Here is a 25,781-nt window from a genome sequence, read left to right as displayed (position 1 = left end):
ATTGCAGTCGGTCAGGAGTACGATTCGCCGGTCTCGATTGGCCCGCTGAACGTCGAGTAGAGGATGCCGAAGTAGGCGAACACGAGCGGCAGGAGGAGCGCCGACGCGACGCTCATGATGTTCAACGGGAGCACCGAGACGATGGCGTCCGCGACGGTCAGTCCGGTCGCGGGGTCGGCCAAGGGGAACATGAGCGTCGCCACGAGCGCGACGAACGCGAACACGAGGACCGGCACGGTCGCGAACGCGAGCGTGTAGCGCCCGTCGCGGAGCGCGAGCAGGTAGCCCGCGGCGGCGGCGAGACTGACGACGACGAGCGCCAGCGGAATCGGCGCGAGGACGCCGAGGTCGGGCCGGACGGCGACGAGATAACCCAGCGTGACGACGACGAGCGCGAGGTAGGCCGCCATCGCACGGGGGCCGTAGTCGGCCACGTCGCGCTGGAGGCTCCCGCGGGTCTTCATGGCGAGGAAGCCGACCCCGGCGACGACGGTGAGCGCGACGACGGCGAGGCCGACGACGACGCCGGGGAGCGACAGGAGCGACTCCACGCCGAGGAGCCAGTGAGCGGCGAACACGCCGAGCAAAAAGGGCGTGCTCACGCTGCCGACGACGAACGCCCGGCCCCACCACGTCTGCCACGCCTCGTCGTGGCGCTGTTCGTACATCTCGGGGGCGAGCCCGCGGAGGATGAGCGCCCCGAGGATGGCGAACATGAGCAGGTAGTGGCGGCTGAAGAGGTTCGCGTACACCGCCGGGAACGCGGCGAACAGCGCGCCGCCGAACACGACGAGCCACACCTCGTTGCCGTCCCAGAAGGGGCCGATGGCGGCGAGCAGCGTCTCGCGCTCCTCGTCGTCGTCGCGGGTCGCGAAGATGGCCCCGACGCCGAAGTCGAAGCCGTCGAGGAACAGGAACATCCCGAGGATGAAGAACACGAGCCCGAACCACAGCTCTTGCAGCGGCAGGCCGAAGAGCGGGCCGGTGGCGAACGCGCCGTAGTCAGTCATCGCCGCTCACCCCCGCGGGGGAAGCGGTCTCCGCGCCCGCCGCCGTCTCGTCGACGCTCGGCGGCCCCTCGCGGATGATGCGGCGAATCACGTAGGTGTAGAGCGCGAGCAGGCCGGAGTACACGACCGCGAAGCCGACGAGCGTGAGCGTCGCCTCGAAGCCGGTGAGCCCCGGTGAGACGCCGTCACTCGTCTTGAGGACGCCCTGGATGACCCACGGCTGTCGGCCCACCTCGGTGACTATCCAGCCGACCTCGACGGCGAAGATACCGAGGAGCGACGACCCGACGAACGCCTTGTGCAACAGGTCGTCGTCGTACAGGTCGTCGGTCCACCAGCGGTAGGCCGCCCAGAAGGCCAACAGGATGAACCAGAAGCCGGCGGCGACCATGAGCCGGAACGACCAGAAGACGATTGCGACCGGCGGGGCCTCCGTGTCGAACTCGTTCAGGCCGGTGATTTCGGCTTGGGGGTCACCCCCGCTCGCCAGCCACGACGCCCCGCCGGGAATCCCGATGCCGAGCAGTTCCTTGGCGCGCGGGTCGGTGATGTGTTCGAGGCTCGTCGGGATGGCGAAGATGTACTCCGGGACGTAGCTGTCGGTCTCCCAGACAGCCTCCATGGCGGCGAACTTCTGCGGCTGGGTCTCGTAGACGTGGCGGCCGTAGGCGTCGCCGTGAATCGCCTGAAACGGCGCGGTCACGAGCAGGACGACGAGCGCGATTTTGAGCGTCTTCCGCCAGAAGCGCGCGGCCTCGCGGTCGTCGTCGGCGTCGATGCCGCGCTGCCAGACGTGGTACGCCGCGACGCCGGCCATGAACAGCGCGACCGACAGCACCGCGGCGTTCTGCATGTGGACGAACATCCACGGGAACCGCGGGTTGGCGTACGCCGCGATGGGGTCGACGAGCGAGACGACGAGTTGGCCGCTCTCGCTGGCGAGTTCGTACCCTCGCGGCGTCTGCATCCACGAGTTGGCGACGAGAATCCACACCGCCGAGAGCCACGTACCGAGGCCGACGGCGACGGCCGAAACCATGTACAGGGCGTCCGAAACCTTCTCGCGGCCGAAGACGAACACCCCGAGGAACGTCGCTTCGAGCATGAACGCCATCATCCCCTCGGTGGCGAGCGGGCCGCCGAACAGCTCGCCGGCCGCCGTCGAGAACGCCGCGAAGTTCGTCCCGAACTCGAACTCGAGGACGATGCCGGTCACGGTGCCGACGACGAACGAGACGGCGAAAATCTTCGTCCAGAACCGCCTGAGCTGTTCGTACACGGGGTCGTCGGTTCGGATATCCTTCCACGTGAAGTAGATGAGGAAGGGCGCGAGGCCCATGCTCATCACCGGGAAGATGATGTGGACGATGGTCGTGAGCGCGAACTGCAGCCGACTGGCGATGACTGGGTCGAGCATGGTTGGGTGCGGGGTCGCTGGCGCCGAGGCGAACCGGGAAGCGGGGACTTCCTTCTTAAAGGCCTTCGTATTGGGGGAGAGTCAATCCCCGCATGCTTCCCACGAACTGAAAATCATCGTAGGCGGGGTCTCCCGCCCGAATTCGACATAATCGTCCGGGTAAAAAAGGCGGCGTTCGTCGGATACCGCGAACCGACGAAGATATGTCCGAACAGTTCGGATTTAGAACATGAACTTCCTGTGGCAGGCCGGGTACGCCGGAGCCGTGGTTCTCGGCGTCGCGTACCTCGTTTTCCCCGCGCGAATCCACGCGTTCGGGTTCGAGTTCCTCCGCCGCTCGCCCGCGGAGGAGTCCCGCGAGTCCGACGCCCCCGTCTGGCTCTACCGCGGCATCGGCGCGCTCCTCGTGTTTATCGGCGTTACTGGACTCGTCTGAGCGGCCGGCCTCGAACCCGGTTCCCGACCGCCCCCGGCGACGCGGTCAGTCGAGGACTTCCACGTCGTAGCCCGCGTCGCGGAGCTCTCCGAGGAGCGAATCGACGTGGTCGGGCCCGCGCATTTCGAGGTCGATTTCGACCTCCGTCGCGTTCAGCGCGATTTTCCGGGAGGTGCGGTCGTGCCTGACGGCGTAGATGTTCGCCTTCTCCGCGGCGATTATCTCGATGAGCTGTTCGAGCGAGCCGGGGCGGTCCTTCAGCTCGGTCCGAATCTTGAGGTACCGGCCGGTCTCGACGAGCCCGCGCATCACCACGGTCGTCAGCGTGTTCATGTCGATGTTGCCGCCGCACAGCGCGGGGACGACGACCTCGCCCTCCTCGTAGTCGAACTTCTGGAAGACCAGCGCCGCGAGCGCGACGGCCCCCGCGCCCTCGACCAGCGTCTTCGAGCGTTCGAGCAGGTAGGTCAGCGCCACGGCGATTTCCTCGTCGGAGACGGTGACGACCTCGTCGACGCGCTCGCGGATGACCTCGAAGGGTTTGTCGCCGATTCTGCGGACGGCGATGCCGTCGGCGATGGTGTCAACCTCGTCGATGGTCTGAATCGACCCCTTGTTCAGCGAATCCGCGGCGCTGGAGGCCTGTTCCGCCTGCACGCCGATGACGCGGGCGTCGGGGAACTGCGCTTTGATGGCCGTCGAGATGCCGGAGATGAGGCCGCCGCCGCCGATGGGGACGACCACGGTGTCGAGGTCGGGGCAGTCCTCCGCGATTTCGAGACCGATAGTTCCCTGTCCGGCCATGACGTACTCGTCGTCGAAGGCGTGGACGTAGGTCCGGCCCTCGTCCGCCTCGATTTCGTGGGCCTTGGCCTGCGCCTCGTCGTAGTCGTTGCCGTAGAGGACCACGTCGCCCCCGTAGCGCTCGGTGGCTTTCACCTTCGAAATCGGCGCGTACTCCGGCATGACGATTTTCGAGTTCACGCCCGCTCGCGACGCCGCGAGCGCGACGCCCTGCGCGTGGTTGCCGGCGCTCGCGGTCACGACGCCGGCGTCTTTCTCCTCGTCGGAGAGCGTGGTGATGCGGTTCGTCGCCCCGCGAATCTTGAACGACCCCGTGCGCTGGGAGTTCTCCAGTTTCAGGTACACCTCTGCACCCGTCATCTCCGAGAAGGTGTGCGAGTACTCCAGCGGTGTCCATCGGGCGACCGCTTCGACGCGCTCGCGGGCGGCGCGTACGTCGTCAAGCGTGAGCATGGTCAGAAATCGCCCGTGTCTGTGTTTAATCGTTCGGGAACTCGTCCGTATCAGGGCCGTGATGTCAACCCTCATGGTCGTCGGTTGAGGACTCGGATTCGGCTCCGTCGACGCGCGCCGTCGCCGTCGCTCGCCGGTCGGGAAAGGGGAAAGGGGGAATGCACGCGTGTGACGTGCAACTGTCTTTCTGGTCCCCGTGCATATAAACGTCCCCCACCCGGAGTGAAAGTGAAACCGCACGACAGCGGAGACCCATCGCTCGCGTATGACACCCGTCATTCGCGCGTCGCATCGAGAGTGCCAGACGGGACCGCCGCTTCCGATACCGTCAACTGCGCGAGGTCCGTGGCCTCGGCATGAACCTCGGCCGCCTCCGGCGGGTCTGGAAGCGTATCTTCTCGCTCGCCTGGCCGGTGATGGCCGAGCAGACCGCCCAGACGGCGATGCGGACCGTGGACGTGGCCGTCACCGCCGCGCTCTCTCCCGCCGCGGTCGTCGCTATCGGCCTCGCCGACCTCTACGCTCGGTTTCCCCTCCGAATCGGTCTCGGACTCGGCGGCGGCGCAATCGCGCTCTCCAGTCAGGACACGGGGAGCGGCGCGGACGCCAACCGGAGCGAGGCAATCTCGACGGCGCTCCTCCTCGCGTTCCTCGCGGGCGTCCCGTTCCTGATTTTCGGGTTCACGCTGGGCGAGGCGGCCATCGGCGCGTTTCCCGCGAGCGACAGGGCGGTCGCCTTGGGCACGACGTATCTCGCGGTCATCTTCGCCACCTCGCCCGCCCGGTTGGTCTCGCTCGTCGGCTCGCGGTCGCTTCAGGGCGTCGGCGACACCCGGACGCCGATGCTGGTCAACGTCTTCGCCAACGTCGTCAACATCGGGCTGTCGGTCGGTCTCGGCTTCGGCCTCGTCGGCCTGCCCGCGCTCGGCGTGCTGGGTGTCGGACTCGCGACCTCGACCGCCAACGTCCTCTCGGCGGGACTGCTCCTCGCCGCGCTCGCCCGACCCGCGTCGCCGACCTCGCTGGTTCGGCCCCGCGACCGGACGGTCGCCAGCCAACTCGTGCGTATCGCCACCCCGCGGGTCGGCGAGGGCCTCGCCGCCGAACTCGCCGAGTTCCCGTTCAACGCCCTGCTCCTCGGCTTCGGCGACGCCGTCAACGCCGGCTTCCAAATCGGCCGCCGGGTCTACCAGCAGGTCGCCAGCCCGCTGGCGCGCGGCTACAACGTCGCCGCCAGCGTCCTCGTCGGGCAGGCGCTCGGGGCGGGCGACAGCGAGACCGCGCGGTATCAAGGCGGGGCGGTGGCGCTCCTGTCGGTCGCCACGGTCGGCGGTATCGGGCTCTTCCTCGCGGCGTTCACCGAGCCCATCGTCGGCCTCGTCGGCTCCGGCGGCGGCGCGGACCTCGAATGGGCCGTGAAGTTCGCCGTCGCCTACGGCCTCGCCGCGCCGGGACTGGCGCTCTTCGTCGGTCTCTCCGGGTCGCTTCAGGGCGCGGGCGCGACGCGAATCCCCTTCGTCGCTCGACTGACCGGGGTGTTCGGCTTCTTCGTCGGCGCGTCCTACCTGCTCGTCGAGGTGTTCGACTACGGCCCGCTCGGCGCACGCATCGGCATCGTCCTGTCGTTCACGTGGATGGGGCTGTTCGCGCTCGTCGCGTTCTACTACGCCGACTGGGCGGGCCACGCCGACTCGCTCATGGTCGAACGCGGGAGCGTCGGCGTCGACGACGCGGGCGAAGACGACTGACCGCGAGACGGAACCGGCGACGCGGAACGGCGCGGAGAACGCGGAAGCGGGAACGGGAGCGACCGCGGGGGACGACGCGTCGCTCCGGGAGACGGGGAACGGGAAAAAGTCGCGTGCGATTCGTCGACTCGCTGCCTATCGCTCGTCGACCGACGGGAAGTCGAGACCCTTCTCGCCGGTGTAGCGGGCGCGGGGGCGGATGAGGCGGTTGTCCTCGTACTGCTCGAGGACGTGCGCTATCCAGCCGCCGACGCGCGAGACGGCGAAGATGGGGGTGTAGAGGTCGATGGGGATGCCCATCTGGTAGTACGTCGACGCGGAGTAGAAGTCCACGTTCGGCGCGAGGCCCTTCTCCTCGCCGATGTACTCCTCGATGGCGACCGACATCTCGTACCACTTCATGTCGCCGGCGGCCTCGCCGAGCGCCTCGGACTTCGCGCCGAGAATCTTCGCGCGGGGGTCCTTGACGTTGTAGACGCGGTGGCCGAACCCGGCGACGCGCTCGCCGCGGTCGAGGGCGTCTTTGACCCACTCGGTCGGGTCCATGTCGCTGTCGTCGACGTCCTTCAGCATCCGCATGACGTTCGCGTTCGCGCCGCCGTGGAGCGACCCCGAGAGCGTGCCGATGGCGGACGTGACCGCGCTGTAGAGGTCAGAGAGCGTCGAGGACGTGACCATCGCGGAGAACGTCGAGGCGTTCAGGCCGTGGTCGGCGTGGAGCACGAGCGCCATGTCGAACGTCTCGGCGAGCACCTCGTTCGGCTCCTCGCCGTTGAGCATGTAGAGGAAGTTCGCCGCGTGATTCAGGCTCTCGTCGGGTTCGACGTAGTCGTCGCCGCGACGGAAGCGGGCGTAGGCCGCGAGCACCGACGGCATCTTCGCCGTGATGCGCTTTGCCTTCTCGAGGTTGACCTCGCGGTCGGTCACGTCCTCGAAGTCGGCGTTTTCGTCGTACGCCGACATCGAAGAGACGAGCGTTCGGAGCGCCGCCATCGGCGACTCGTCCTGCTCTGCGAGCTCGCGCGTCACGTCGAGAATCCCGTCGTCGAGGCCCCGGTGGGCCGCCAGCTCGTCGGAGAACGCGTCCAGTTCCTCGCGCGTCGGAAGCTCTCCGTGCCACAGGAGGTAGAGTACCTCCTCGTAACTTGCGTCCCGTGCGAGGTCTTCGATGTCGTAACCGCAGTAAACGAGTTGTCCCGCGTCGCCGTCGATGAAGCTGAGTTTCGATTCGGTGACCAGCACACCTTCCAGCCCCCGCTTCAGTTCGCCTGACATACCCAGAACGTTGCCTACCATATCAAAAAAGCGTTATCGTTTTCACTCATATGTTATCGACCGCCATACACATACAACGGCAGCCCCGTCTGCCGATTTCGTGGGCAGTCGGTGTCTAAAATAGTGTTCGACAATTGTCGTTGTTTTCGGTCCCCTTATACGGGGGCTCCCGAGAGCGCCGCGCGCGCCGTTCTGGCGACCCACGAAGTCATATGCGCCGGCGACGTAGTTCTCTCGAACTACGGTGGCACCACTACTCCTGGCAAGCCTTTTGCCGTCCCGTCGTGAAGGCGGGCGCATGAATCCGGAGGACATCGAGTACGAGCCTGTCAGCGTCAAGGCCGTCCTCGCCGAGATGAAAGACACCGCGGAGTTACTCATCGACCTCTCGTACTCCGCCGTCCTCCACGGCAACGAGGACCTCGCGGCCGAGGTTCTCGACCTCGAAGAGCGGATGGACATCCTCCAACTACAGGCGCGCATGAGCCTGATGATGGCCGCCCGCAGCCCCGAAGACGCGGAGGAACTCGCTCCCGTCCTCGGCGTCGTCGGCGCGGCGGAGAAGATTTCGGACGCCGCGGGCGACATCGCCAAGGTCGTCATCGAGGACATCGGCCTCCCGGACGCCATCCGCGCGGCGCTTCCGGAGGCGGTCGAGACGACGATCCGGTGCGAACTCACCGACGAGTCGCCGTACGCGGGTCGCACGCTCGGCGACATCAACATGGAGACCGAGACGGGCGTCCGCGTCGTCGCCATCCACCGCGCCGGCGAGTGGGTGACGAACCCCGACCACGAGACCGCGCTCCGCGCCGACGACGTGCTCCTCCTCCGCGGCCGCGACGACGGCCTTCAGACCGTCCACGAGGCCGCCACGGGCCTCCGATACGACCCGCCGGACGTGCCGGAGTCGACCATCGAGGACCTCGAACGCGCCGTCGACTCCATCGTCCTGATGAAAGACATGAGCGAACTCGCGGTCGACCTCGCCTACGGCGCGGTGCTGTTCGACAGCGAGGGCGTCGCCGAGGAGGTCGAGGAGCTCGAAGCCGAGGTGGACGCGCTCAAGTCCCGGTTCGAGGCGTGGACGCTCCGCGCGGCGAGCCGCGTCGAAGACCCTGTCTCGCTCCGCGGACTCGTCCAACTCGCGGGCGCGACCGAGATGATTTCCGACGCCGCGCTCGAAATCGCCGAGGGCGTCCTCCGCGGCATCGACGCCCACCCGGTCGTCGCCGCCGCGGTCAAGGAGTCCGACGAGGTCATCATCCGCCTGCGGGTCGCCCCCCGGAGCGACCTCGCGGAGGCGACCCTCGGCGACCGGCGCGTCAAGACCGAGACGGGGATGCGCGTCATCGCGGTCCGCCGGGCCGGCGGCCGCGAGTGGGTCGTCTCGCCGGGGTCGGAAACGCGGCTCCACGGCGGCGACCTCATCATCGCGAAAGGGACCAGAGCCGGCGCGGAGCGACTGGGCGAACTCGTCGGCGACGAGCGCGAGTTCGACGAGTAGGCCGAGGACGAACTGTCGGAACCGACCGAACCGACGGCTCAGAGCGTTTTACTCAGTCGATACGCCGAGACGAGCGTGAGCACTGTCGCGACGAGCAGCGCCGTCGCTGAGGCGAGGACGAACGCGAGGATGAGGAACCAGCCCTCGGGGCCGAGTATCGGGTACTCGCGGGTGCCGGCGAACGGGCCGAACAGTTCGAGGACCCGAAAGAGGTAGGCGACGACGGCCAACGCGAGGCCGACGGCCGCCCCGATAGCGGCGTTTCGTGGCACGTCAAGCGCCTGTACCAGTCCCCCCGTCGGCGGCCGTTCGGGAACGTCGTCTGTCACGGTCGCCGGTAGCGGCCGCGAGACCATAGCGGCAACGCTTTCCTCGGGGGCTCAGCGGACCGAACCCCTAAAGGGAGGCCGGTCCGAGGTTGGCGATATGATTACCTTGGGAACGGCGAGTGCGGCCCCCGGGGAGATGGACGTGGGCCGTCTCGAAGTCGGCGAGTCCCGCGACGGCGGGAGCGTCGGCCTACCCGTCGCCGTCATCAACGGCGCGTCGTCGGGCAAGACGCTCTACATGCAGGCGGCCTCGGACGGAGACGAACTCAACGGCGTCGGCGTCATCCAGCGGGTCGTCCCGCAGCTCGACCCCGCGGAGATTTCCGGCGCGATTCTCGTCGTCGGCATCGTCAACTACCACGCCTTTCAGGTCGCACAGCACCGCAACCCGATAGACGACACGAAGATGAACCGGGCGTACCCCGGCGACGAGCGCGGCACCTCCTCGGAGCGCATCGCGGCCGCGACGTTCGCCGCCGCCCGCGACGCCGACCTCATCGTCGACCTCCATCAGGGCTCGACGAGCCAGATGATAGACGAGGTCCGCGTCCGCTGCGGCCGCCACCACCGGATGCACGCGAAATGCCTCCGGCTCGCCAAGACGTTCGGCTGCGGCTACGTCCTCGACCAGAAGGGCCCGGACGGCCAGCTCGCCCGCGCCGGCCCGGACGCCGGCATCCCGACTATCGACCCCGAACTCGGCGGGTGCGTCGGCTGGGACGAAGAGAGCATCGAGAAGGGCGTCCGCGGCGTCTACAACGTCCTCCGCGGCTACGACTTCCTCGACGGCGACGTGGAGCTCGAAGCCCAGACCCGCGCCCGCGGCTTCGACCAGTACGGTTCGCCGGTCGGCGGCCTCGTCCGGTTCAAGCGTGACCTCGGCGAGCGCGTCTCCGCCGGCGACGTGGTCTTCGAGGTGACGGACGTGTTCGGCAAGCTCAAAGCCCGCGTCACCGCCGACCACGACGGCATCTTCTGGCGGGCGCGCCGCCTCCCGCAGGTCGCCTCCGGCGAGTACGTCTGCTCGGTCGGCATCGACCTCGACACGTACTGACTGCTGGCTCACTTCACCCGTACCACCTCACCTCACCCCTACCCCACACCCACCTCACTTCCCATGACGACATCACACGACCTCCCCGCTCGGCTCCGACTCGCGTGCGACGCCTGCGGCGAGACGTACGACGCGTGGCGCTGGCGCTGCACCTGCGGCGAGCCGCTGGACTTCGCGGCCGACCCGACGCCGTCGGCGGCCGCCCCCGGCGACGCCGACCTCGACTACCGCGACGGGCTCTGGGCGTTCGACGAGTTCCTTCCGACCGAGCCGCACGCGACCCTCGGCGAGGGGATGACGCCCCTCGTCGACGCCGCCGAGTGGGAGGCCTCGTTCAAACTGGAGTACGTCTTTCCCTCCGGTTCGTTCAAGGACCGCGGCGCGACGACGATGCTCTCTCTCGCCTCCGAACTCGGCGTCGAGCGCGTCGTCGAGGACTCGTCGGGCAACGCGGGGGCCGCCGTCGCGACCTACGCCGCGCGCGCCGGCATCGACGCCGAAATCTACGTGCCCGCGTCGGTCAAGCCCTCGAAGCTCCGCGCCATCGAGCGCGCCGGGGCCAAACCGGTCCGCATCGAAGGCACCCGGCAGGACGTGACCGACGCCTGCGTCGAGGCCGTCGAGGCCGACGACGCGTGGTACGCGAGCCACGCGTGGAACCCCGCCTTCTTCGCGGGGACGGCCACCGTCGCCTACGAAATCGCCGCCCAGCGCGACTGGTCTGTCCCCGACGCGGTCGTCACGCCGCTCGGCCACGGGACGCTCTTCCTCGGCGCGTACCGCGGCTTCCGCGCGCTCTACGAGGCGGGCTGGACCGACCGGATGCCCGAACTGTACGGCGCGCAGGCCGCCGGCTACTCGCCCATCGCCGACGCCCGCCACCACACGCCCGACGAGACCAACGACGTGGCCGACGGCATCCAGATTCTCGAACCCGTCCGCGAGGCACAGATTCACGAGGCGCTCGACGACACCGGCGGCGACGCCATCGCGCTCTCGTCCGACGCGGTCGAAGACGAACTCGACAGGCTCCACCGCCACGGCTTCTACACGGAGCCGACCTGCGCCGTCGCGCCCGCGGCGCTCCGCGAACTGCGGCTCTCGGGCGTCCTCGACCGCGACGCCGACGTGGTCGTACCGCTCACCGGAAGCGGACTCAAGTCGTGAATCAGCTCAGAACACTGCTAACGTAGCGTCGCTCGCGACCGAAGCCAGTCGAACAGCGACCACCCGCGCCCCACTTTTTCGTCTCTCTCTCCGGCCCCGCCGCCGCGTCCCCGGGCTTCGAGGTCGCGTCGTCGCTCGCGCTCCGCGTCGAGTTCGTCGCGGAGTCGCTGGTTCTCGTCGACAGCCTCGTCGAGCCGCGCCCGGAGCTCGCTGAAGCGGTCGAACGCGTCGCGCTCGCCGACCGGCGACGCGGTGGTCGGCGGCGGTCCCCGCGGTTCACTCTCCGGGTCGTCGGACCGCCCGTCGAGCGCGCTGTCGGACCGGCCGTCCCCCCGTCGGTCCTCGTCCGTGGGCGTCGCCGCGGGCCGAACCGCGCTCGACCAGCCGGACGGGTCGTAGAACTCGCTCGTCTCTCGAATCGCGCGGTGGACCGTCTTCGCGCCGTAGGTCGACCCGTCCGCGTGCGCCACCTCGTCCCACTTCGGCCGAAAGAGCCCGCAGTCCCGAAACAGGCGGCACATCTGGCGCGCGTCGCCGGCCGTCCAGAACGCGAGAATCGAACACAGCGCCGCGTCAGCCTCGTCGCGGTCGTCGTAGCCGCTCGTGTCCCCCCGCCACAGATGGGTGAACTTCACGCCGTTCACGGCGGTCGACGCGCGGTCGATAACCTCGTCGTCAGCGAGGTCGTTGCCCGGGCCGCTCACCTCGTCGAGACGTGCGTCGACGGGCGCTCGGTCCGAATCCGGCGCGACCGACTCGACCGCCGGGGTCGGCGACGGCTCCGGGTCGGATTCGAAGTACGCGCCGTGAATCGCTGCGAGCACGTCGCTCCGCTCGGCAATCGCCGCGGACGTGCCCTCGAGGCGGTCGCCGATCACGGGGAAAAAGCCCGCACCGTCCGAGAGTTCGAGGTTCCCGGTTCGGCCGCCCCCCGACGGAAGCGTCCCGCGGACGAGGACGCGATACCCCGTCCCCGAGGGCGTTACCTCCGTGCGGGAGTCGAGGCGGTCGACGAGTTCCCACGCCCAGCGCTCGGTCGCGCCGGTCTCGCTGTCGCGGCACTCGCCGATGTCGACGACGACGAATGGGTCGTCGTCGGTGAAAACGTACCCGACCCCGTCGGTGGGGCCGTCCCGCGCGGACGCGAGCGCTTCGTCGAACGTCGTCCACGTCGACGGGTCGGTCACCGACGCGGGCCCGCCGGTCGCGTCCTCCAGAACCGTCGTTTCCGCTCCACCGCGCGTCTGTGTTCGCCACCCGACCCAGTTGGCCCGTTCGAGGAGGTCGTCCGGGAGCTGTTCCCGCGTCGGGAGTGGTGGCGTCATCGCTACTCCTGGTCTCGGGAGGGGCGAGAAAGGTGTTTCCCGCGAGCTATCTGTTTTGATAATCCGGGCTGGCTGCGAGGCGTCCGCTTGCGCGGCTCACACATCGGAACACGGGCCGATGCCCGCATCTCACTCGAAAATGATTATTGCGCGCGGGGCTTGCCCGCGGATTCAGTCTCGGTCGTCTTCGCGCCCTCGTAGGTGTTGAAGCCCAGCAGGGCGTTCAGCGGGCACTTCTGGGTGACCGCCGTGGCCGCGAGGACCGCTCCGACGAGGAGCGCCGCGACCGCGACGACGAGTCCGAGGGTTCCGGCCGCGATGGTCAGGAAGCCCGCGAGGCTCGCCGCCCCGACGACGATGAGCACCGGTCCGAGGACGGCGCGCGCGATACGGTCGTAGCCGCCGACGTTCTTTTCCATGGTTAATTCACCGGCTCTAACTACGCGCTCCGTAGCTAAATCGTAGGTTGGTGATTCCCGCGCCCGGAGAAGCGTGACTGTCGCGCCGGCCGACGCGTCGGAGCGTCCCGCTTTCGCCTCACTCTACCCGCGACCGCCCCAGTCTATCCAGTCTTGTTCCCAGCCGTGGCCGGCGTGCCAGCCCCGGCCCTCGTACTCGGGGTCCTCGCGTCGCGTCCGGTTTCTGACGATGCTCCCCGTCTGCTCGCCGTCCACGAGCAGCGGTTTGAACGACAGCGGGCCGAACGATTCGGCCACCTCGCCGTCCTCGACGGCGACGAGCGTCTGCTCGCCGACGCCTTTCGGCATGACGAGTCGGCCGTCGTCGGCGAGTTGCGCGAGGAGTCGCGCGGGCGGGCGGACCGCCGAGGCCTCGACGAGGATGCGGTCGAAAGGCGCGTAGTCGGCCAGCCCCTCCGCGCCGTCGCGGCAGTCCACGAGGACGCCGCCGTAGCCGGCGCGCTGGAGGTTCTCGCGCGCCTCGTACACCAGAGAGCGCGTGATGTCGACCGCGTGGACGTGAGCGTCGCCGACGATTTCGGCGAGGACCGCGGCGGTGTAGCCGACGCCCGCGCCGACGACGAGCACCTCGTCGTCCGGCTGGGGGTCGAGCGCGGAGAGGAGGCGCGCGACCGTCGTCGGCGCGAGGATGGTCGTGTTCGTGTCGCGGTGCTCGGTCGGGCGGTTCTGATACGGCGAGTCGGTGACGAACTCGTGTCGCGGGACGCTGCGCATGGCGATGGAGACGGCCTCCGGGAGCGACTCCAGCGAGTGCTCCAGGCCGTCGACCATGTCGTCGCGCAGCACCGAGTTGTCCATAGCCGAACTCGGAGGTCGGTCCTAATCAACCGCACGCTCGCCGACGACCGCCTGCAGGTCGGTTCCCGGCACGTCTCGGACCGTACAGCCGCCGAATCCGGCCGATTCGACCCACGAGCGAACCGTCGGCTCGTCGTGGAGGTCGCCGCGGCCCGTGGCGAGCGCGTCCACCGCCCGCCCCGCGGTCGCCTCGGTCGAGCAGCGCCCGTGGAGACTATCGACGAACACCGCCGCACCGCCGGATTCGAGGGCGTCGTGCGCGCCCGAGACGAGCGCCCGCGCGGCCTCGGGGTCGCGCCCGGCGAAGGCGTCGCCGGCGAAGACGAGGCCGAATCCCGTCGCCGGCGGGTCGGTCGGGTCGCCCGCGACGAGGTCAACGCCGGCGCGCGAGAGGAGCGGCCGGACGACTTCGACGGTGTCCGCGTCGTCGACGAGCGTCACGTCGCGGCCGCGGACGACGAACTCGCGGGCGAAGACGCCCGACGCGCCGCCGAGGTCGAGGACGCGCGTCGCGTCGGGGGCCTCGCGGACCGCGGCGGTCACGCAGGCGCGGACGACCGACTCCCCGGCGGCGTCGTGCGCGCCGAGTCGGTTCCGAAGCCAGTCGTCCGGAAACGCAGGCGACTCGCCGGTCGCCATCGTCTCCGGGAGGTCGGCGTAGAGCGAAAAGCGGTCGAGCGCGTGCGGGAGGCGACCGATGGAGCGCACGTCGCGCTTGGCGAGGAAGCCGAGCGCGCGGTTGGTTATCTCGTACTCGTCGCCGACGCGCTTGATGAAGCCCATCGCGGCCAGCGCCTCGACGGTGATGCGGGCGGCTCGGGGGTCGATACCGGCGGTCTCGGCCACGGCCTCGGCGGTGCCGGCGCTCGTCGTGAGCGCGTCGATGACGCCGCTCTCGCGGGCGGCCCACAGGAGTGCGAGCGATTCGACCGACGACTGCGACCGGTCGCGGGTAGGCATGGTCGCACCGACGGGTCGGGAGACAAAAGGTCGTGCGTTGGGCGAGCGGAACGGCTCGTCGGCGGGTCGGTGTGGTTCGGTTCCGTCTTACCAGGCCGACCACGCCGCCGAGCTCTGGTCGCGGGCGTAGACGCGTTTCGCGTCCTTCGCGTACACCATGTCGCCGGGGTGGTCGAGCTTGCCGTGGCGGTACTCCGGGGCGTCCGAGCGGACGACGAGGCCTTCGATTTCGACCTCCTCGTCGCCGAACGACTCGGTCTCGCCGACGACGAACTCGTAGTCGCCGGGGACGTTGACGGTGACGCTGCGGGTGTCCTCGCGCTTGCCGTCCTTCGGGTGGATGGTGACGTTGACCGCGACGTTGTCGACGACGCGGGTCCAGACGGTCTTCACGTCTCCGACCGCGGCCTCGTCGGCGCGCTGTTCGGGGCCGACTTCGATGCCCGTGATGCGCACGAGCTGAATCGCCTCGGGCGTGTCGACGATGAACTCGTCGCCGACCTCGACGGTCGCGCCGACCGGCGCGGGCACCCCGGTCGAGACGGAGTCGCCGTCCTGCGAGACGACGACATTCATCTCGATTTCGTCGGGAATCTCGACGTTCTCCTTGTGGACGTGGCCGCATTCGGTACACCGGACGGTCGAGTGACCGCCGGGCTTCAGCACCTCGTGGACGGTGGGTTCGTCGGGCGAACACGTCGGGCAGGAGAGGGGGACGCGCTCGCCGGCGTCGGGTAGGCTCATACGGGTCGCTAGCCCATCAGGCCGTAAAAAGCCGCCTTTCTCCGTTTCGGCGTGGGAGTCGGTGGCAGGTGTCCCGTCGGACGCACGGACGAACCGGCCGCGGTCGCGGCGCGAACCCGCTCAGGGCTGCGGCAGGTCGACTTCCTCGCCGTCGGCGTACACCGTCGGCTCGCGGATGATGCCGTCGAGGTGGAGCGGCGCGTCGGTGTCGCCGCCGATGCCGGCGTCGTCGCCGATGGCGATGTGGACCGTGCCCGCGGCCTTCTCGTCGAGCAGGACGGAGCCGACGAGGTCGGTCACGCCGACGTTCGTGCCGATGCCGATCTCGGCGAGGTTGTAGGCGTCGTCGCCGACCTCCTCGGCCGCGGCCTCGACCTGCTCGCGGATGTCGTCGTCGGAAATCTCCGTGACGTAGCCGTCTTCGACCTCGAAGCGGAGTTCCCGTCCCTCGTCGAGGAGGCCGTGGGGCATCATCGTCCCGTCGACGACGTAGGTGCCCGTCGCGGACGCGGGGCTGAGGAAGATTTCGCCCGCGGGGAGGTTCGAGAACGAACCGGCCGCTGCGATTGCGCCGGTGTCGGCGAGCCACTCGCGGTCGCCGCGGACGAACGTGATGTCCGTGCCCTTCTCGGTCGTGACGCGGAGTTCGTCGGCGTCGCCGACGGCGTCGAGCATCGCCGCGCTGTGGTCGTAGATGGCGTCGTAGTCGGCGTCGAGGCCGGTGACGAACACCTCCTCGGTGATCCCCGGAAGCGTCGCGCCGCGAGCGCCGGCGTCGCAGGCGTCGCCGCGGGCGCGGGTGTGGCTCAGGCTCTTCGTCGTCGGCGCGAGGAAGGCGTCGCAGGACTTCATCGCGGCGGCGACCGGCGCGGGCGGCTCCTCGCCGTGTTGGTTGCCCGGCGGGTAGCGGACGATTGTGGCGTCGTCGGTCACCTCGCCGGCGACCTCGTAGAGCGCCTCGCCGATGCGCTCGCGCTTGTCGTCGGTGACGACGACGAGCGACTCGTCGGGCTGGAGGTCGAGACACTGGCGGACCGCCGTCTCGCTGGCGGCGCGGAGGTCTGCGTCGGATTCGGGCATGGGAGAACCTGCGCCGGCGGCGCTGTTAGGCGTTCCCATCTGCCCCCTCGCGCTCGGTTCCCGCCCCGTCGCCCCGAACCGTCGGTTTCACTCGCCTCGGAGGTAATCGAGGGACTCACTCGCCCGAGAGTTAATTTCTAAGTATTAACCATCGAAATAACTATGGTCGGGCCCGGTCGTTTGTCACCCATGATACGAGTGGGTGTCAACGGCTACGGCACAATCGGAAAGCGCGTCGCCGACGCGATCAACGCGCAGCCCGACATGGAACTCATCGGCGTGGCCAAGACCCAGCCCAACTTCGAAGCGCACACCGCGGGCGAACGCGGCTACCCGATGTACGCCGCGATTCCCGAACGTTCACCGCTGTTCTCCGAGGCCGGCGTCGACCTCGCCGGCGAGGTGGACGAACTGGTCGCCAAGGCGGACGTCATCGTCGACTGCACACCGTCGGGCATCGGCGCGGAGAACCGCGAACTGTACGAGACGCACCACACGCCCGCCATCTTCCAGGGCGGCGAGGACGCCGACGTGGCCGACGTGAGCTTCAACGCGCGGGCCAACTTCGACGCCGCCCGCGACGCCGACTACGTCCGCGTCGTCTCCTGTAACACGACCGGTCTCTCGCGCATCATCGCGCCGCTCGAAGCCGAGTACGGCGTCGAGAAGGTCCGGGCGACGCTCGTCCGCCGCGGCGGCGACCCCGGTCAGAACTCCCGCGGGCCGATAAACGACATTCTCCCGAACCCCATCAAGATTCCCTCGCACCACGGCCCCGACGTGAAGACCATCTTCCCGGACCTCGAAATCGACACGCTCGGACTGAAGGTCCCGGCGACGCTGATGCACGTCCACGCGCTCAACGTCACGCTCGAAGACGACGTGACCGGCGCGCACGTCCGGCAACTGCTCGAAGGCGAGAACCGCGTCTACGTCATCCCGGAGGGAATGGGCATCGACGGCGCGGGCAAGCTCATGGACTTCGCGCTCGACGCGGGCCGCCCGCGCGGCGACATGTGGGAGAACTGCGTGTGGGGCGAGTCCATCGGCGTCAACGGCCGGGATCTCTACCTGTTCCAGGCCATCCACCAGCAGTCCGACGTGATTCCCGAGAACGTCGACGCCATCCGCGCGATGTTCGACGTCGAAGACCAGCAGACGAGCATGGAACTCACGGACCAGACGCTCGGTATCGGTATCTCCGGTAGTCCGTCCGGATTCGCTGAGCAGGCGCGCGCGGAGTTCGCCGACGACTAACCGGCGAATCGCCCGCTCAGTTCGGTGCAGTCGCGGCTTTTTCACCCATTCGGCTGTTCGAATCCGCAGCAGACGGTGTCGTCTGACGCTGTGCGGTTAGTACAGAGAAACCACATCTCAACTAGTCCAGCGCGTGGGGTGTCGGATTCATCGGTATCAGGTTAGAATAAATATATGACGGCAGTAGCGTCTGTTACTGATATGAGCCCTCCTCTTCCCCGCCGCCGATTTCTCGCACTCGCCGGTGCAATCGGAACGGCGGCCCTGTCTGGGTGCCTCAATACTATTACGCGACGTGACCAGAACGTCTGTTCTTCGGGTTATCGAGACGTTGGGGACGTGTTTACCAATCGACCGATAGTGGACTACCTTCGATATGCGTCTCTGACAGTGCCACAATCTATCTCGCCAGGTGAGCAATTCGTCGCGACGCTCACAAACGAGTCTACTGACTCCCTCACCACACTCGGGAAACCACGATACATGATTCAGCGCTTGGTCGATAAGGGGACGTGGCGAAACACAATCGGTGTGCGAGACGAGTACGAGTGGTCATCCTCTGAACAAATACTGGCCCCTGGCGACGAGCTCCGATGGGAGATGGAACTCAGTGCGAACGACTTCTGGGGGCCATTTCAACGGTGTACGATACATACGGCAGGAACGTACCGATTCATCTACTGGGGATTCTCCGATAACGATACGGGAATCGCACTCGCCGCACCATTCGAGATCGTCGAATAAGAGTCGGAACGTTCGTACGCACTACCGAGCAGCTGTTTCACACGACAAACAGCTGACTGGGAAAACCAAACGGGCCTCCCACTCGCTTCGCTCCCTCAGAGCGACCGCGACGCCACGTTCCCGGTGTCGAGGTCCACGACCGCGACGTGGAACGCGTCGTCAGCGCCGGGAATCGGCAGGCCGCCGGGGTTGATGTGCGTCGTCTTCCCGCGGTGTTCGACCACCCGCTCGTGGGTGTGGCCGCGCAGGACGAAGTCGTACGTCTCGGACTCGACGAGCGCGTCGACCAGGCCGGCCTCGGTGCCGTGGTAGACCGCTATCTCTTGGCCGTCGAGCGTCAGGTGCGCGAAGTCGTCGTGGTAGGTGCCGAACGAGTCCACCGTCTCGCGGAGCGCCCACTCGCCGTCGTTGTTGCCGCGGACGGCGTGGAAGTCGAAGTCCGCGTCGAACGGCGCGGCCGAGAAGGGCGCGACGATATCGCCGCAGTGGACGACCGCGTCCACGCCCTCGGATTCGAAGTGCGAGACCGCGGCTTCGACGTAGTCGAGGTTGTCGTGCGTGTCGGAGACGACGCCGAGTTTCATGCGCGTCGGTTCGGCGGCGTCGGCTATCAACGTTGGGTGACACTTATGTCCCGCGCGGTCCCCGTTCGGGGCGTGTCAGAACGAGACGGCACCGACGGCGACGCGAGCGAGACGGACGGCTCCGACGAGACCGCCGCCGACGACGCCGGGGAAGTCGGGTCGCCGGCGCTCAGCGTGACGCTCGGCGGCGGCACGAACGTCGTCATCGGCGCGGCGATGGCGGGCTACGCGGCGTTCAGCGCCGGGTGGACGCTGGCGGTTCGCGCCTCGGGAAATTTCCCCGACGACAACGCCGTCGGCGGACTCCTCACGTTGTTGGTCTTCGCGGGCGGCGTCGCGATTCTCGTCGATGGCGCGGCCGGCGTGTTCGCCGAGAAGAGAGACGGGTGACGCTGCGCGGATTCAGTCCTGCTGCAGCGCCTCGACGCCGGCGAGCGGCGCGCCGGTCAGCGCGCGGATGTACGCGCCGCCGGCGATGGAGACGTGGCCGAAGTCGCCTTCGTCCATGCCGTACATCTCGATGGCGCGGGAGGTGTCGCCGCCGCCGACGACGGAGAAGCAGTCGGTCTCGGCGATGGCGCGGAGGACGCCGGTCGTGCCGACCGCGAAGCGCTCGTCTTCGAACAGGCCGAGCGCGCCCTTCACGAACACGGCCTCGGAGTCGCGGATGATGGGGTCGTACTCGTCGACCGTCATCGAGCCGACGTCGAGGTACGCGCGGTCCTTCTCCGTGATGTTGGCGACCGCGATTTCGCCGCGGTCGTCGGTCTCGTCCTCGTAGGCGAGGTCGACGGCGAGCTTAATCTGGTCGCCGCGCTCGTCGAGGAGCGACTCGATAGTCTCGCGGTTCGCCTCCCACTGGTCGTCGAAGAAGTCCATGCCCTCGAGGTCGAAGCCCACGTCGTTGCCGGCGGCGCGGAGGAACAGTTCGCCGGCGATGCCGCCCAAGAGGAACTGGTCGACCTTGTCGCCGAGGTTGTTCATCACGTCGATGACGTCGGTGGCCTTCGTCCCGCCGACGACCATCGTCACCTGCCCGTCGAACTCGCGGGTGGCGATAGATGAGTTGGCCTCGTACTCCGTCTGCATCACGCGCCCCGCGTAGGCGGGGAGCACGAGCGGGAAGCCGACCAGCGAGGCGTGCGAGCGGTGGGCCGCCGAGTAGGCGTCGTTGACGTAGGCATCGACGTGCTCGGCGAGGGTCCGGACGAACTCGGTGTCGGCCTTGACCTCGGGGTCCTCCTCGGGAAGCTCCTCGTCGCACATCCGCGTGTTTTCGAGGAGGAGCACCTCGCCGGCTTCGAGCGCGTCGATGGCGGCGATGGCCTCGTCGCCGTAGGTGTCGGCGACGAATCCCACGTCGCGGCCGATGTGGCTCGCGAGGATGTCGGCGTGCTGTTCGAGCGAGACGAAGTCGTCGTCGCCGGGACGGCCCTGGTGGGCCATGAGGACGACGCGGTGGCCGGCCTCGGCGAGTTCGCGGACGGTCTCCGCGTGGCGGTCGAACCGTCGGTTGTCTTGGACCTCGCCGTCTTCGACCGGCGAATTGAGGTCGAGTCGGACGAGTACGCGCTGCTCCGGGTCGAGGTCATCGAGGGTCTTGAACATCGGGTGGATGGACGTAGAGGAATTACTTAGTGGTGGGTAAGTCGCGCTGAAAGGGCGGGCAGTTCGTGGGGGCGTCTACTGGTGGGTGACGAAGTGGGCGACGTCGAGCATCCGGTTGGAGAAGCCGTACTCGTTGTCGTACCACGTCAGAATCTTGTAGAGGCCGCCGTCGTTGACCTGGTTCGTCGTGTTGAGGTCGACGGTGCTGGAGAACGGCAGGCCGAGGATGTCACGCGAGGTGACTTCGTCGTCCGTGTAGCCGAGGACGCCCGCGAGCGGGCCGGAGTCGGCCGCGGCGCGGAAGGCGTCGTTGATCTCCTCGACGGAGGGCTTGTCTTCGAGGCGGACGACGAGCTCGGTGAGCGAGCCGTTCGGCACGGGGACGCGAATCGCCATGCCGTCGAGCTTGCCGTCGAGCTGGGGCAGAATCTCGGTGGCCGCCTGCGCCGCGCCGGTCGTCGTCGGGACGATGTTCTCGGCGGCGGCGCGCCCGCGGCGCTGCTTCGCGTGGGGGCTGTCGATGAGGTTCTGGCTGCCCGTGTAGGCGTGGACGGTCGTCAGGAGACCGTTCTCGATTCCGAACTCCTCGTCGAGCACCTTCGCGACCGGCGTGACGGAGTTGGTCGTACAGGAGGCGTTCGAGACGATGTCCTCGCCGTCGTACTCGTCGTGGTTGACGCCGTAGACGATCTGCTTGACCGGCTCGTCGCCCTTCGGCGGCGCGGAGATGACGACCTTGTCCGCGCCCGCTTCGAGGTGTGCGGAGGCGTCTTCCTTCGTGCGGAAGATGCCCGTACATTCGAGCGCCACGTCCACGTCGAGTTCGCCCCACGGAAGCTCCGCGGGGGACTGGACGTTGTAGAGGCTCACCGAGGTGCCGCCGATGGACAGCGAATCGCCGTCGCGCTCGACGCCGTCGAGTCGGCCCATGACGGAGTCGTACTTCGCGAGGTACGCCATGTCGTCGAAGTCCATGACGTCGTTGATGGCGACCAGTTCGACCTTCGGGTTGTCGAGGACGGCACGGAAGATGTTTCGGCCGATGCGGCCGAAGCCGTTGAGTGCCACCCGCACCACGTCCGATTCATCCACGTTCTCGCCCGCGCTGAGGTAGGATTTTTCACTCATGTTCGAGTAGTATCCGTATTGATATGCCGGGCGCAAGAGTATATCTGTTTCGGTAAATCCGACTGAATCGAACGTTACCTTTCATCAGCAATCAATATTGACACAGAAACAAACACAACCAATCAGACACGGACGAGAATTGACACGCCCGCACGGGGACGCGCCGTCCGTCCGTAGACGGTCGCTCGCGGCCGAATACTGGCGGTTCGCTGCCAGGTGACTGTCACAGGCAGAAACGTTTTATCCTCCGATTTCATAGCGGCCCCCATGGTCAGAGACGACCGCGACGACCCGTTCGACAACATCTTCGACGAAATCGAACGGATGATGAACGACATGACCGGAGGCGACGCCGGATTCGCCTCCGAGACCCACATCGACGTGTACGATGAGGGCTCTACACTCCGACTCGTCGCGGACCTCCCGGGCGTCGACAAAGACGCCATCGACCTCAAGTGCGACGGTGAGACGCTGACTATCAGCGCCGCCGGTGACCGCCGCGAGTACGACGAACGCATCCGCCTCCCGGCCCGCGTCGACGAGCACTCCGCATCGGCCACCTTCAACAACGGCGTCCTGCAGGTCACGTTCGACCGCGCCGAGGACTCCGCCGCAATCGACGTCGAGTAGCGACTCGACTTCGCGCGGCCCGCTCAGGACTTCTTTGCGACCCGCTCGACGAGCGCCGCCAGTCGGTCGAAAAAGCCGTCGTCGTACTTCGCGTCGTCGTCGATGGTCGGCCGGGCGTTCGTCTCCGAGACGACGACCCGCCCGTCGGATTCCAGCAGGTCAACCCCGAGATAGCGGATGCCCAACTCGTCGGCGACCGCTTCGGCGAGGTCGCGGTGTCGCTTCGGGAGGTCCGTCCCGACCGCCTCCGCGCCCCGGTGGACGTTGTGCTTCCAGCGCCCGCCGTCGCGCGCGCCCTCCGTCAGTCGGCGCTCCACCGCGCCGACGACCTCGCCGTCGAGCACCATCGCGCGGTAGTCGCGGGCGTCCGGCAGCCATTCCTGAATCAGGAACGACTTGTCGCCGGTCGCGCGGAAGTCGTGGACGAGGCTCAGCACGTCCGCGTGCCCCGAAAGCGAGTCCGGGTCGTGGGCCTTGGCGATGCCGACGCCCCGCGTCGTGGAGTTCGGCTTGACGACGACCGGATAGTCGAGACCCGCCGACTCGACGGCGTCGAGCAGGTCGGACTCGTCGGCCGGGTTGGAGACGTAGACGCTCCGCGGAACCGGCAGCCCGGCGCGTTCGAGCGTCGCGATGACGCCCGCCTTGTTCCGCGAGGTGAGCACGTCTTCGCGCGTGTTCACCCACGGGATGTCGTGTCTGGCGGTGACGACGCCGCCTTCCATCGGACGCGAGGGGTAGACGAAGCCGGCGTCGAACGACTCGGCCGGCGGCGTCGAGAGGTCGAGCGCGAACCCCTCGGCGGGGAGGTGTCCCACGTCGATGCCGCGGTCGCCGAGCGGGCCGCGCATTCGCTCGAACGTCTCGCTGGAGGTGGTGACCGCCAACCGAAGCATACGCTACGAGGCGGGGTCCCGGGGGAAAAATGGTGGGTTCGAGGCGAGGCGCGTTCCGAGCACGCGCCGGCGCGAGGTCGCGAACTTACGCGACGAGCAGCTCTTCGCCGCGCTCGACGACGATGCGGCACGGCGGCGACATCTTGTTGTACGCGCGGCGGAAGGCGTCCTTCGCGGTCGCGGCGTCCTCGACGTCGCAGTAGATGGTGAACACGGTCTCGCCCTTGGGGATGCGAGCGGCGGTCCCGACGACCTTCCCGAACGACTGGCGCATCCCGTCGGAGACACGGTCCGCACCCGCGCCGGTCGCCTGCTTGTTCTCGCGGATGACGTGGTGCGGGAACTTGCGCAGAATCATCTTGTACTGCTTTTCGCCCGCGTGCTTGAGCATGAGACGGTTGGCAGACAGACGCGCGGATTCGAGCGAACCGTGGCGAATCTGCACTTCCTCTTCGACCTTCAGGCTGATCTGGACGGGGTAGTCCTCGGGGTCAGCTTTCAGGTCGCCCATGTTGTGCTGTGCGATCTTCGAACCGGGGATACCCGTGATGTACTCGCGTCGGGTGTACGCCGGGTTCGTAATCTCCCGGTACATAGAGGCGGGTTTGTCTGACATGGTTACTTGTGAAACCGAAGGGTCAGGCGGGCTAAAAACGCTTCGAAGCTTCATTCGCCCGCCGCGGTCGTGTCAGGGGCTCGCACGTCGGTTCGCCGCGATGGGCCACCGAACCGTATCGAGTCCCGCCGGTCCCCGGCGGCGGGCGAGTCGACCCCGCGACCGGGAGACACGCTTATGCGCCGCCGTCGCTACGGTTCGGACCATGTTGCTCGTCTGCGACTGCATGCCTGCGGACGGCCCCGCGTACTTCACCGACGCGCTCGCCGACCTCGCCCTCGACGGCCGCGAGGGGACCGTTCACTCGCTCCCCGACGACGGCCTCCCGACGCTCTCGAACGTCGACGCCGTCGTGCTCACCGGGAGCACCGCGGGCGTCTACGAGGCCGACGAGCGCCCGTGGCTCGCCGACGCGCGCCTGCTCGCTCGCGACCTCGTCGCCCGCGAACTGCCCACGCTCGGCGTCTGTTTCGGCCACCAGCTCGTCAACGACGCGCTCGGTGGCACCGTCGAAGCCGGCGACCAGCGCCGCGGCATCGCCGACGTCGACCTCGGCGACGACCCCCTGTTCGATGGCGTCTCCGGGCGCATCCCGATGGTCCACGGCGACTACGTCGTCGCCCCCGGCGACCGCATGGAGACCGTCGCCGCCGCGGACTACTACGACCACCTCGCGACGCGCCACGAGGACGCGCCCGTCTGGACGGTCCAGTACCACCCCGAGTTCACGGCCGACCTCCTCGACCGCATCGCCGACGACTTCGGCTGGCCCGACGGCGACGCCGACCGCGACTTCGACGACGTGACGGCCGCTCGGACCGTCGAGAACTTCGTCGCCGCCGCCGGTCTGGACTGATTAGTCGCCGTCGCCGTCGGTGTCATCGCCGTCTTCTTCCGCTCCGTCCCTCTCCCCGTTCCCGTCCGACCCGTCGGTTTCGCCGTCGTCCTCCTCGACCGGCGGTGCGCCCGTCTCGGGGTCGAGCGCGACGAACTCCAGTCCCTCGCGGTCGAGCATGTCCGCCGCTCGCTCGGTCACCGAGGGAGCGACGAGGACGCCGCGAACCGGCTCGTCGTCGCCGAACTCGCGGTGGAGCGCGTCCACGTACCGCCGGAGCTGACTCGCCGCCGAGGGGCCGACGCGCCGGCGCTTCAACTCCACGACGACCGGGACGCCGTCGGCGTCCTCGCCGAAGATGTCGATTGCGCCCGCGTCGCTCTGCCGCTCGGTCTCGAGCGGCTCGAAGCCCGGTTCGAGGATGTCGGGGTCCGAGAGGATGTGCTGCCGCAGGTCCTCCTCGCTGCCGACCAGTTCGAGGTCGCTGCGGTCGTTCACGGCGTAGGCCGAACACTGCTCGACGCGCTCGAAGTGCACGTCGAGTCGCTCGTCGGGGCTCGTGCGCGTGCTCCGGACTCGAAGCCGGCCGTCGCGGACGCTCGCGGAGTGGGTACACCCCGGCGGCTGCCAGTTGACGGGCGTCCGCTTCTCGTCGGTGTGGACCAGAATCGAGCCGTCCGGCTTCAGGACGACGAGCCGGTCGCCGGGGCCGAGTTCGCTCGTCGCGCGGCCGTCGTAGTCGACCGTGCACCGGCCGAACACGGTCACCATGTCGCCGCGTTCGAAGGCGGCTTCGAGGTGGACGAGGGCGTCGCGGTGCGTCGGCCGGTGGAGTGTGTTCACCGTCATCCGGGTGTCGTCCCGCGGTTCGTCGCCGTCGGGGATAAGCCCCGCGTC

At 68.1% G+C, this 25,781-nt stretch carries 26 protein-coding genes; 9 read left to right on the top strand and 17 right to left on the bottom strand.

What is annotated here, in order from left to right; all coding sequences use genetic code 11:
- Window positions 1-11 precede the first annotated feature (11 nt).
- Window positions 12-1,010, bottom strand: coding sequence for a cytochrome d ubiquinol oxidase subunit II (locus C454_RS05270; RefSeq protein ID WP_004973420.1), 999 nt, complete (start codon window positions 1,008-1,010; stop codon window positions 12-14).
- Window positions 1,003-2,427, bottom strand: coding sequence for a cytochrome ubiquinol oxidase subunit I (locus tag C454_RS05265; RefSeq protein ID WP_004973418.1), 1,425 nt, complete (start codon window positions 2,425-2,427; stop codon window positions 1,003-1,005). Before C454_RS05265 ends, C454_RS05270 begins: the two co-directional genes overlap by 8 nt.
- Window positions 2,428-2,656: 229 nt before the next feature.
- Here C454_RS05265 and C454_RS05260 point away from each other — a divergent pair, with 229 nt between their 5' ends.
- Complete coding sequence (locus C454_RS05260; RefSeq protein WP_004973416.1) at window positions 2,657-2,863, top strand: hypothetical protein; 207 nt, start codon at window positions 2,657-2,659, stop codon at window positions 2,861-2,863.
- Between the two features lie 45 nt (window positions 2,864-2,908).
- Here the strand turns inward: C454_RS05260 and ilvA are convergent, their stop codons facing one another.
- Entirely contained in the window at window positions 2,909-4,120 is a 1,212-nt protein-coding gene (ilvA, locus tag C454_RS05255) for a threonine ammonia-lyase (RefSeq protein ID WP_004973413.1), read from the bottom strand.
- A gap of 356 nt (window positions 4,121-4,476) precedes the next feature.
- Between ilvA and C454_RS05250 the strand changes: the two genes are divergently transcribed.
- Window positions 4,477-5,868: an MATE family efflux transporter gene (locus C454_RS05250; protein WP_004973410.1), complete on the top strand. Its 1,392-nt coding sequence runs from the start codon at window positions 4,477-4,479 to the stop codon at window positions 5,866-5,868.
- A 135-nt stretch (window positions 5,869-6,003) separates the two neighbouring features.
- Here C454_RS05250 and citZ read toward each other — a convergent pair whose 3' ends face one another.
- On the bottom strand, window positions 6,004-7,143 hold the full coding sequence (gene citZ / locus C454_RS05245; protein ID WP_004973409.1) for a citrate synthase: 1,140 nt from the start codon (window positions 7,141-7,143) through the stop codon (window positions 6,004-6,006).
- A 298-nt stretch (window positions 7,144-7,441) separates the two neighbouring features.
- Here citZ and C454_RS05240 point away from each other — a divergent pair, with 298 nt between their 5' ends.
- A complete protein-coding gene (locus tag C454_RS05240) occupies window positions 7,442-8,650 on the top strand; it encodes a potassium channel family protein (protein ID WP_004973407.1) in 1,209 nt (402 codons plus the stop codon).
- 38 nt (window positions 8,651-8,688) lie between these two features.
- On the opposite strand, the gene C454_RS05235 is transcribed toward C454_RS05240, so the two are convergent.
- Window positions 8,689-9,006 (bottom strand): DUF7536 family protein, encoded by a 318-nt coding sequence (locus tag C454_RS05235; RefSeq protein ID WP_004973404.1) that lies wholly within the window; start codon window positions 9,004-9,006, stop codon window positions 8,689-8,691.
- A gap of 70 nt (window positions 9,007-9,076) precedes the next feature.
- Between C454_RS05235 and C454_RS05230 the strand changes: the two genes are divergently transcribed.
- Window positions 9,077-10,033: a succinylglutamate desuccinylase/aspartoacylase family protein gene (locus C454_RS05230; RefSeq protein WP_004973402.1), complete on the top strand. Its 957-nt coding sequence runs from the start codon at window positions 9,077-9,079 to the stop codon at window positions 10,031-10,033.
- A gap of 63 nt (window positions 10,034-10,096) precedes the next feature.
- A complete protein-coding gene (locus C454_RS05225) occupies window positions 10,097-11,200 on the top strand; it encodes a pyridoxal-phosphate dependent enzyme (RefSeq protein ID WP_004973400.1) in 1,104 nt (367 codons plus the stop codon).
- 17 nt (window positions 11,201-11,217) lie between these two features.
- Here the strand turns inward: C454_RS05225 and C454_RS05220 are convergent, their stop codons facing one another.
- The 6 genes from C454_RS05220 to C454_RS05195 all read right to left on the bottom strand — a co-directional run bounded on the left by C454_RS05220 (window position 11,218) and on the right by C454_RS05195 (window position 16,586).
- On the bottom strand, window positions 11,218-12,525 hold the full coding sequence (locus tag C454_RS05220) for a phage NrS-1 polymerase family protein (protein WP_004973399.1): 1,308 nt from the start codon (window positions 12,523-12,525) through the stop codon (window positions 11,218-11,220).
- Window positions 12,526-12,668: 143 nt separating this feature from the next.
- Window positions 12,669-12,944 carry a YgaP family membrane protein gene (locus tag C454_RS05215; RefSeq protein WP_004973397.1) on the bottom strand — a complete coding sequence of 92 codons (276 nt, stop codon included), beginning with the start codon at window positions 12,942-12,944 and terminating at the stop codon, window positions 12,669-12,671.
- A gap of 123 nt (window positions 12,945-13,067) precedes the next feature.
- The gene (locus C454_RS05210) at window positions 13,068-13,802 is read right to left on the bottom strand and encodes a protein-L-isoaspartate O-methyltransferase family protein (RefSeq protein WP_004973396.1); all 735 of its coding nucleotides are present in this window, start codon (window positions 13,800-13,802) and stop codon (window positions 13,068-13,070) included.
- A 21-nt stretch (window positions 13,803-13,823) separates the two neighbouring features.
- Window positions 13,824-14,762 (bottom strand): class I SAM-dependent methyltransferase, encoded by a 939-nt coding sequence (locus tag C454_RS05205; RefSeq protein ID WP_004973394.1) that lies wholly within the window; start codon window positions 14,760-14,762, stop codon window positions 13,824-13,826.
- A gap of 87 nt (window positions 14,763-14,849) precedes the next feature.
- A complete protein-coding gene (locus tag C454_RS05200; RefSeq protein ID WP_004973393.1) occupies window positions 14,850-15,506 on the bottom strand; it encodes an HVO_0476 family zinc finger protein in 657 nt (218 codons plus the stop codon).
- 120 nt (window positions 15,507-15,626) lie between these two features.
- Window positions 15,627-16,586 carry an aminopeptidase gene (locus C454_RS05195; RefSeq protein WP_004973391.1) on the bottom strand — a complete coding sequence of 320 codons (960 nt, stop codon included), beginning with the start codon at window positions 16,584-16,586 and terminating at the stop codon, window positions 15,627-15,629.
- A 189-nt stretch (window positions 16,587-16,775) separates the two neighbouring features.
- On the opposite strand from C454_RS05195, the gene C454_RS05190 reads away from it, so the two are divergent.
- Window positions 16,776-17,843, top strand: coding sequence for a type II glyceraldehyde-3-phosphate dehydrogenase (locus C454_RS05190; RefSeq protein ID WP_049904983.1), 1,068 nt, complete (start codon window positions 16,776-16,778; stop codon window positions 17,841-17,843).
- 839 nt (window positions 17,844-18,682) lie between these two features.
- Here C454_RS05190 and C454_RS05180 read toward each other — a convergent pair.
- Window positions 18,683-19,171, bottom strand: a complete 489-nt coding sequence (locus C454_RS05180; protein WP_004973385.1) for a metallophosphoesterase — start codon at window positions 19,169-19,171, stop codon at window positions 18,683-18,685.
- Between the two features lie 72 nt (window positions 19,172-19,243).
- On the opposite strand from C454_RS05180, the gene C454_RS05175 reads away from it, so the two are divergent.
- Window positions 19,244-19,561, top strand: coding sequence for a hypothetical protein (locus tag C454_RS05175; protein WP_231608292.1), 318 nt, complete (start codon window positions 19,244-19,246; stop codon window positions 19,559-19,561).
- Window positions 19,562-19,573: 12 nt separating this feature from the next.
- On the opposite strand, the gene C454_RS05170 is transcribed toward C454_RS05175, so the two are convergent.
- Together C454_RS05170 and gap are read right to left on the bottom strand one after the other, a co-directional pair.
- The gene (locus tag C454_RS05170) at window positions 19,574-20,779 is read right to left on the bottom strand and encodes a phosphoglycerate kinase (protein ID WP_004973381.1); all 1,206 of its coding nucleotides are present in this window, start codon (window positions 20,777-20,779) and stop codon (window positions 19,574-19,576) included.
- A 75-nt stretch (window positions 20,780-20,854) separates the two neighbouring features.
- Window positions 20,855-21,907, bottom strand: coding sequence for a type I glyceraldehyde-3-phosphate dehydrogenase (gene gap / locus C454_RS05165; protein WP_004044440.1), 1,053 nt, complete (start codon window positions 21,905-21,907; stop codon window positions 20,855-20,857).
- A 267-nt stretch (window positions 21,908-22,174) separates the two neighbouring features.
- On the opposite strand from gap, the gene C454_RS05160 reads away from it, so the two are divergent.
- The gene (locus C454_RS05160) at window positions 22,175-22,537 is read left to right on the top strand and encodes an Hsp20/alpha crystallin family protein (RefSeq protein WP_004970480.1); all 363 of its coding nucleotides are present in this window, start codon (window positions 22,175-22,177) and stop codon (window positions 22,535-22,537) included.
- A 23-nt stretch (window positions 22,538-22,560) separates the two neighbouring features.
- On the opposite strand, the gene C454_RS05155 is transcribed toward C454_RS05160, so the two are convergent.
- Together C454_RS05155 and C454_RS05150 are read right to left on the bottom strand one after the other, a co-directional pair.
- Window positions 22,561-23,433 carry an ATP-grasp domain-containing protein gene (locus C454_RS05155; protein WP_004973380.1) on the bottom strand — a complete coding sequence of 291 codons (873 nt, stop codon included), beginning with the start codon at window positions 23,431-23,433 and terminating at the stop codon, window positions 22,561-22,563.
- Between the two features lie 85 nt (window positions 23,434-23,518).
- Window positions 23,519-24,049, bottom strand: a complete 531-nt coding sequence (locus tag C454_RS05150) for a 50S ribosomal protein L16 (protein ID WP_004973379.1) — start codon at window positions 24,047-24,049, stop codon at window positions 23,519-23,521.
- Between the two features lie 205 nt (window positions 24,050-24,254).
- Here C454_RS05150 and C454_RS05145 point away from each other — a divergent pair, with 205 nt between their 5' ends.
- Window positions 24,255-24,905: a type 1 glutamine amidotransferase gene (locus tag C454_RS05145; RefSeq protein WP_004973377.1), complete on the top strand. Its 651-nt coding sequence runs from the start codon at window positions 24,255-24,257 to the stop codon at window positions 24,903-24,905.
- On the opposite strand, the gene nucS is transcribed toward C454_RS05145, so the two are convergent.
- A complete protein-coding gene (gene nucS / locus C454_RS05140) occupies window positions 24,906-25,733 on the bottom strand; it encodes an endonuclease NucS (RefSeq protein WP_004973374.1) in 828 nt (275 codons plus the stop codon). It abuts the gene before it with no gap.
- Between the last annotated feature and the right edge of the window lie 48 nt (window positions 25,734-25,781).

The organism is Haloferax gibbonsii ATCC 33959 (assembly GCF_000336775.1).
Taxonomy (GTDB): domain Archaea; phylum Halobacteriota; class Halobacteria; order Halobacteriales; family Haloferacaceae; genus Haloferax; species Haloferax gibbonsii.
The sequence above is the reverse complement of the archived record's forward strand: the minus strand, read 5'-3'. Positions and strand labels throughout refer to the sequence as shown.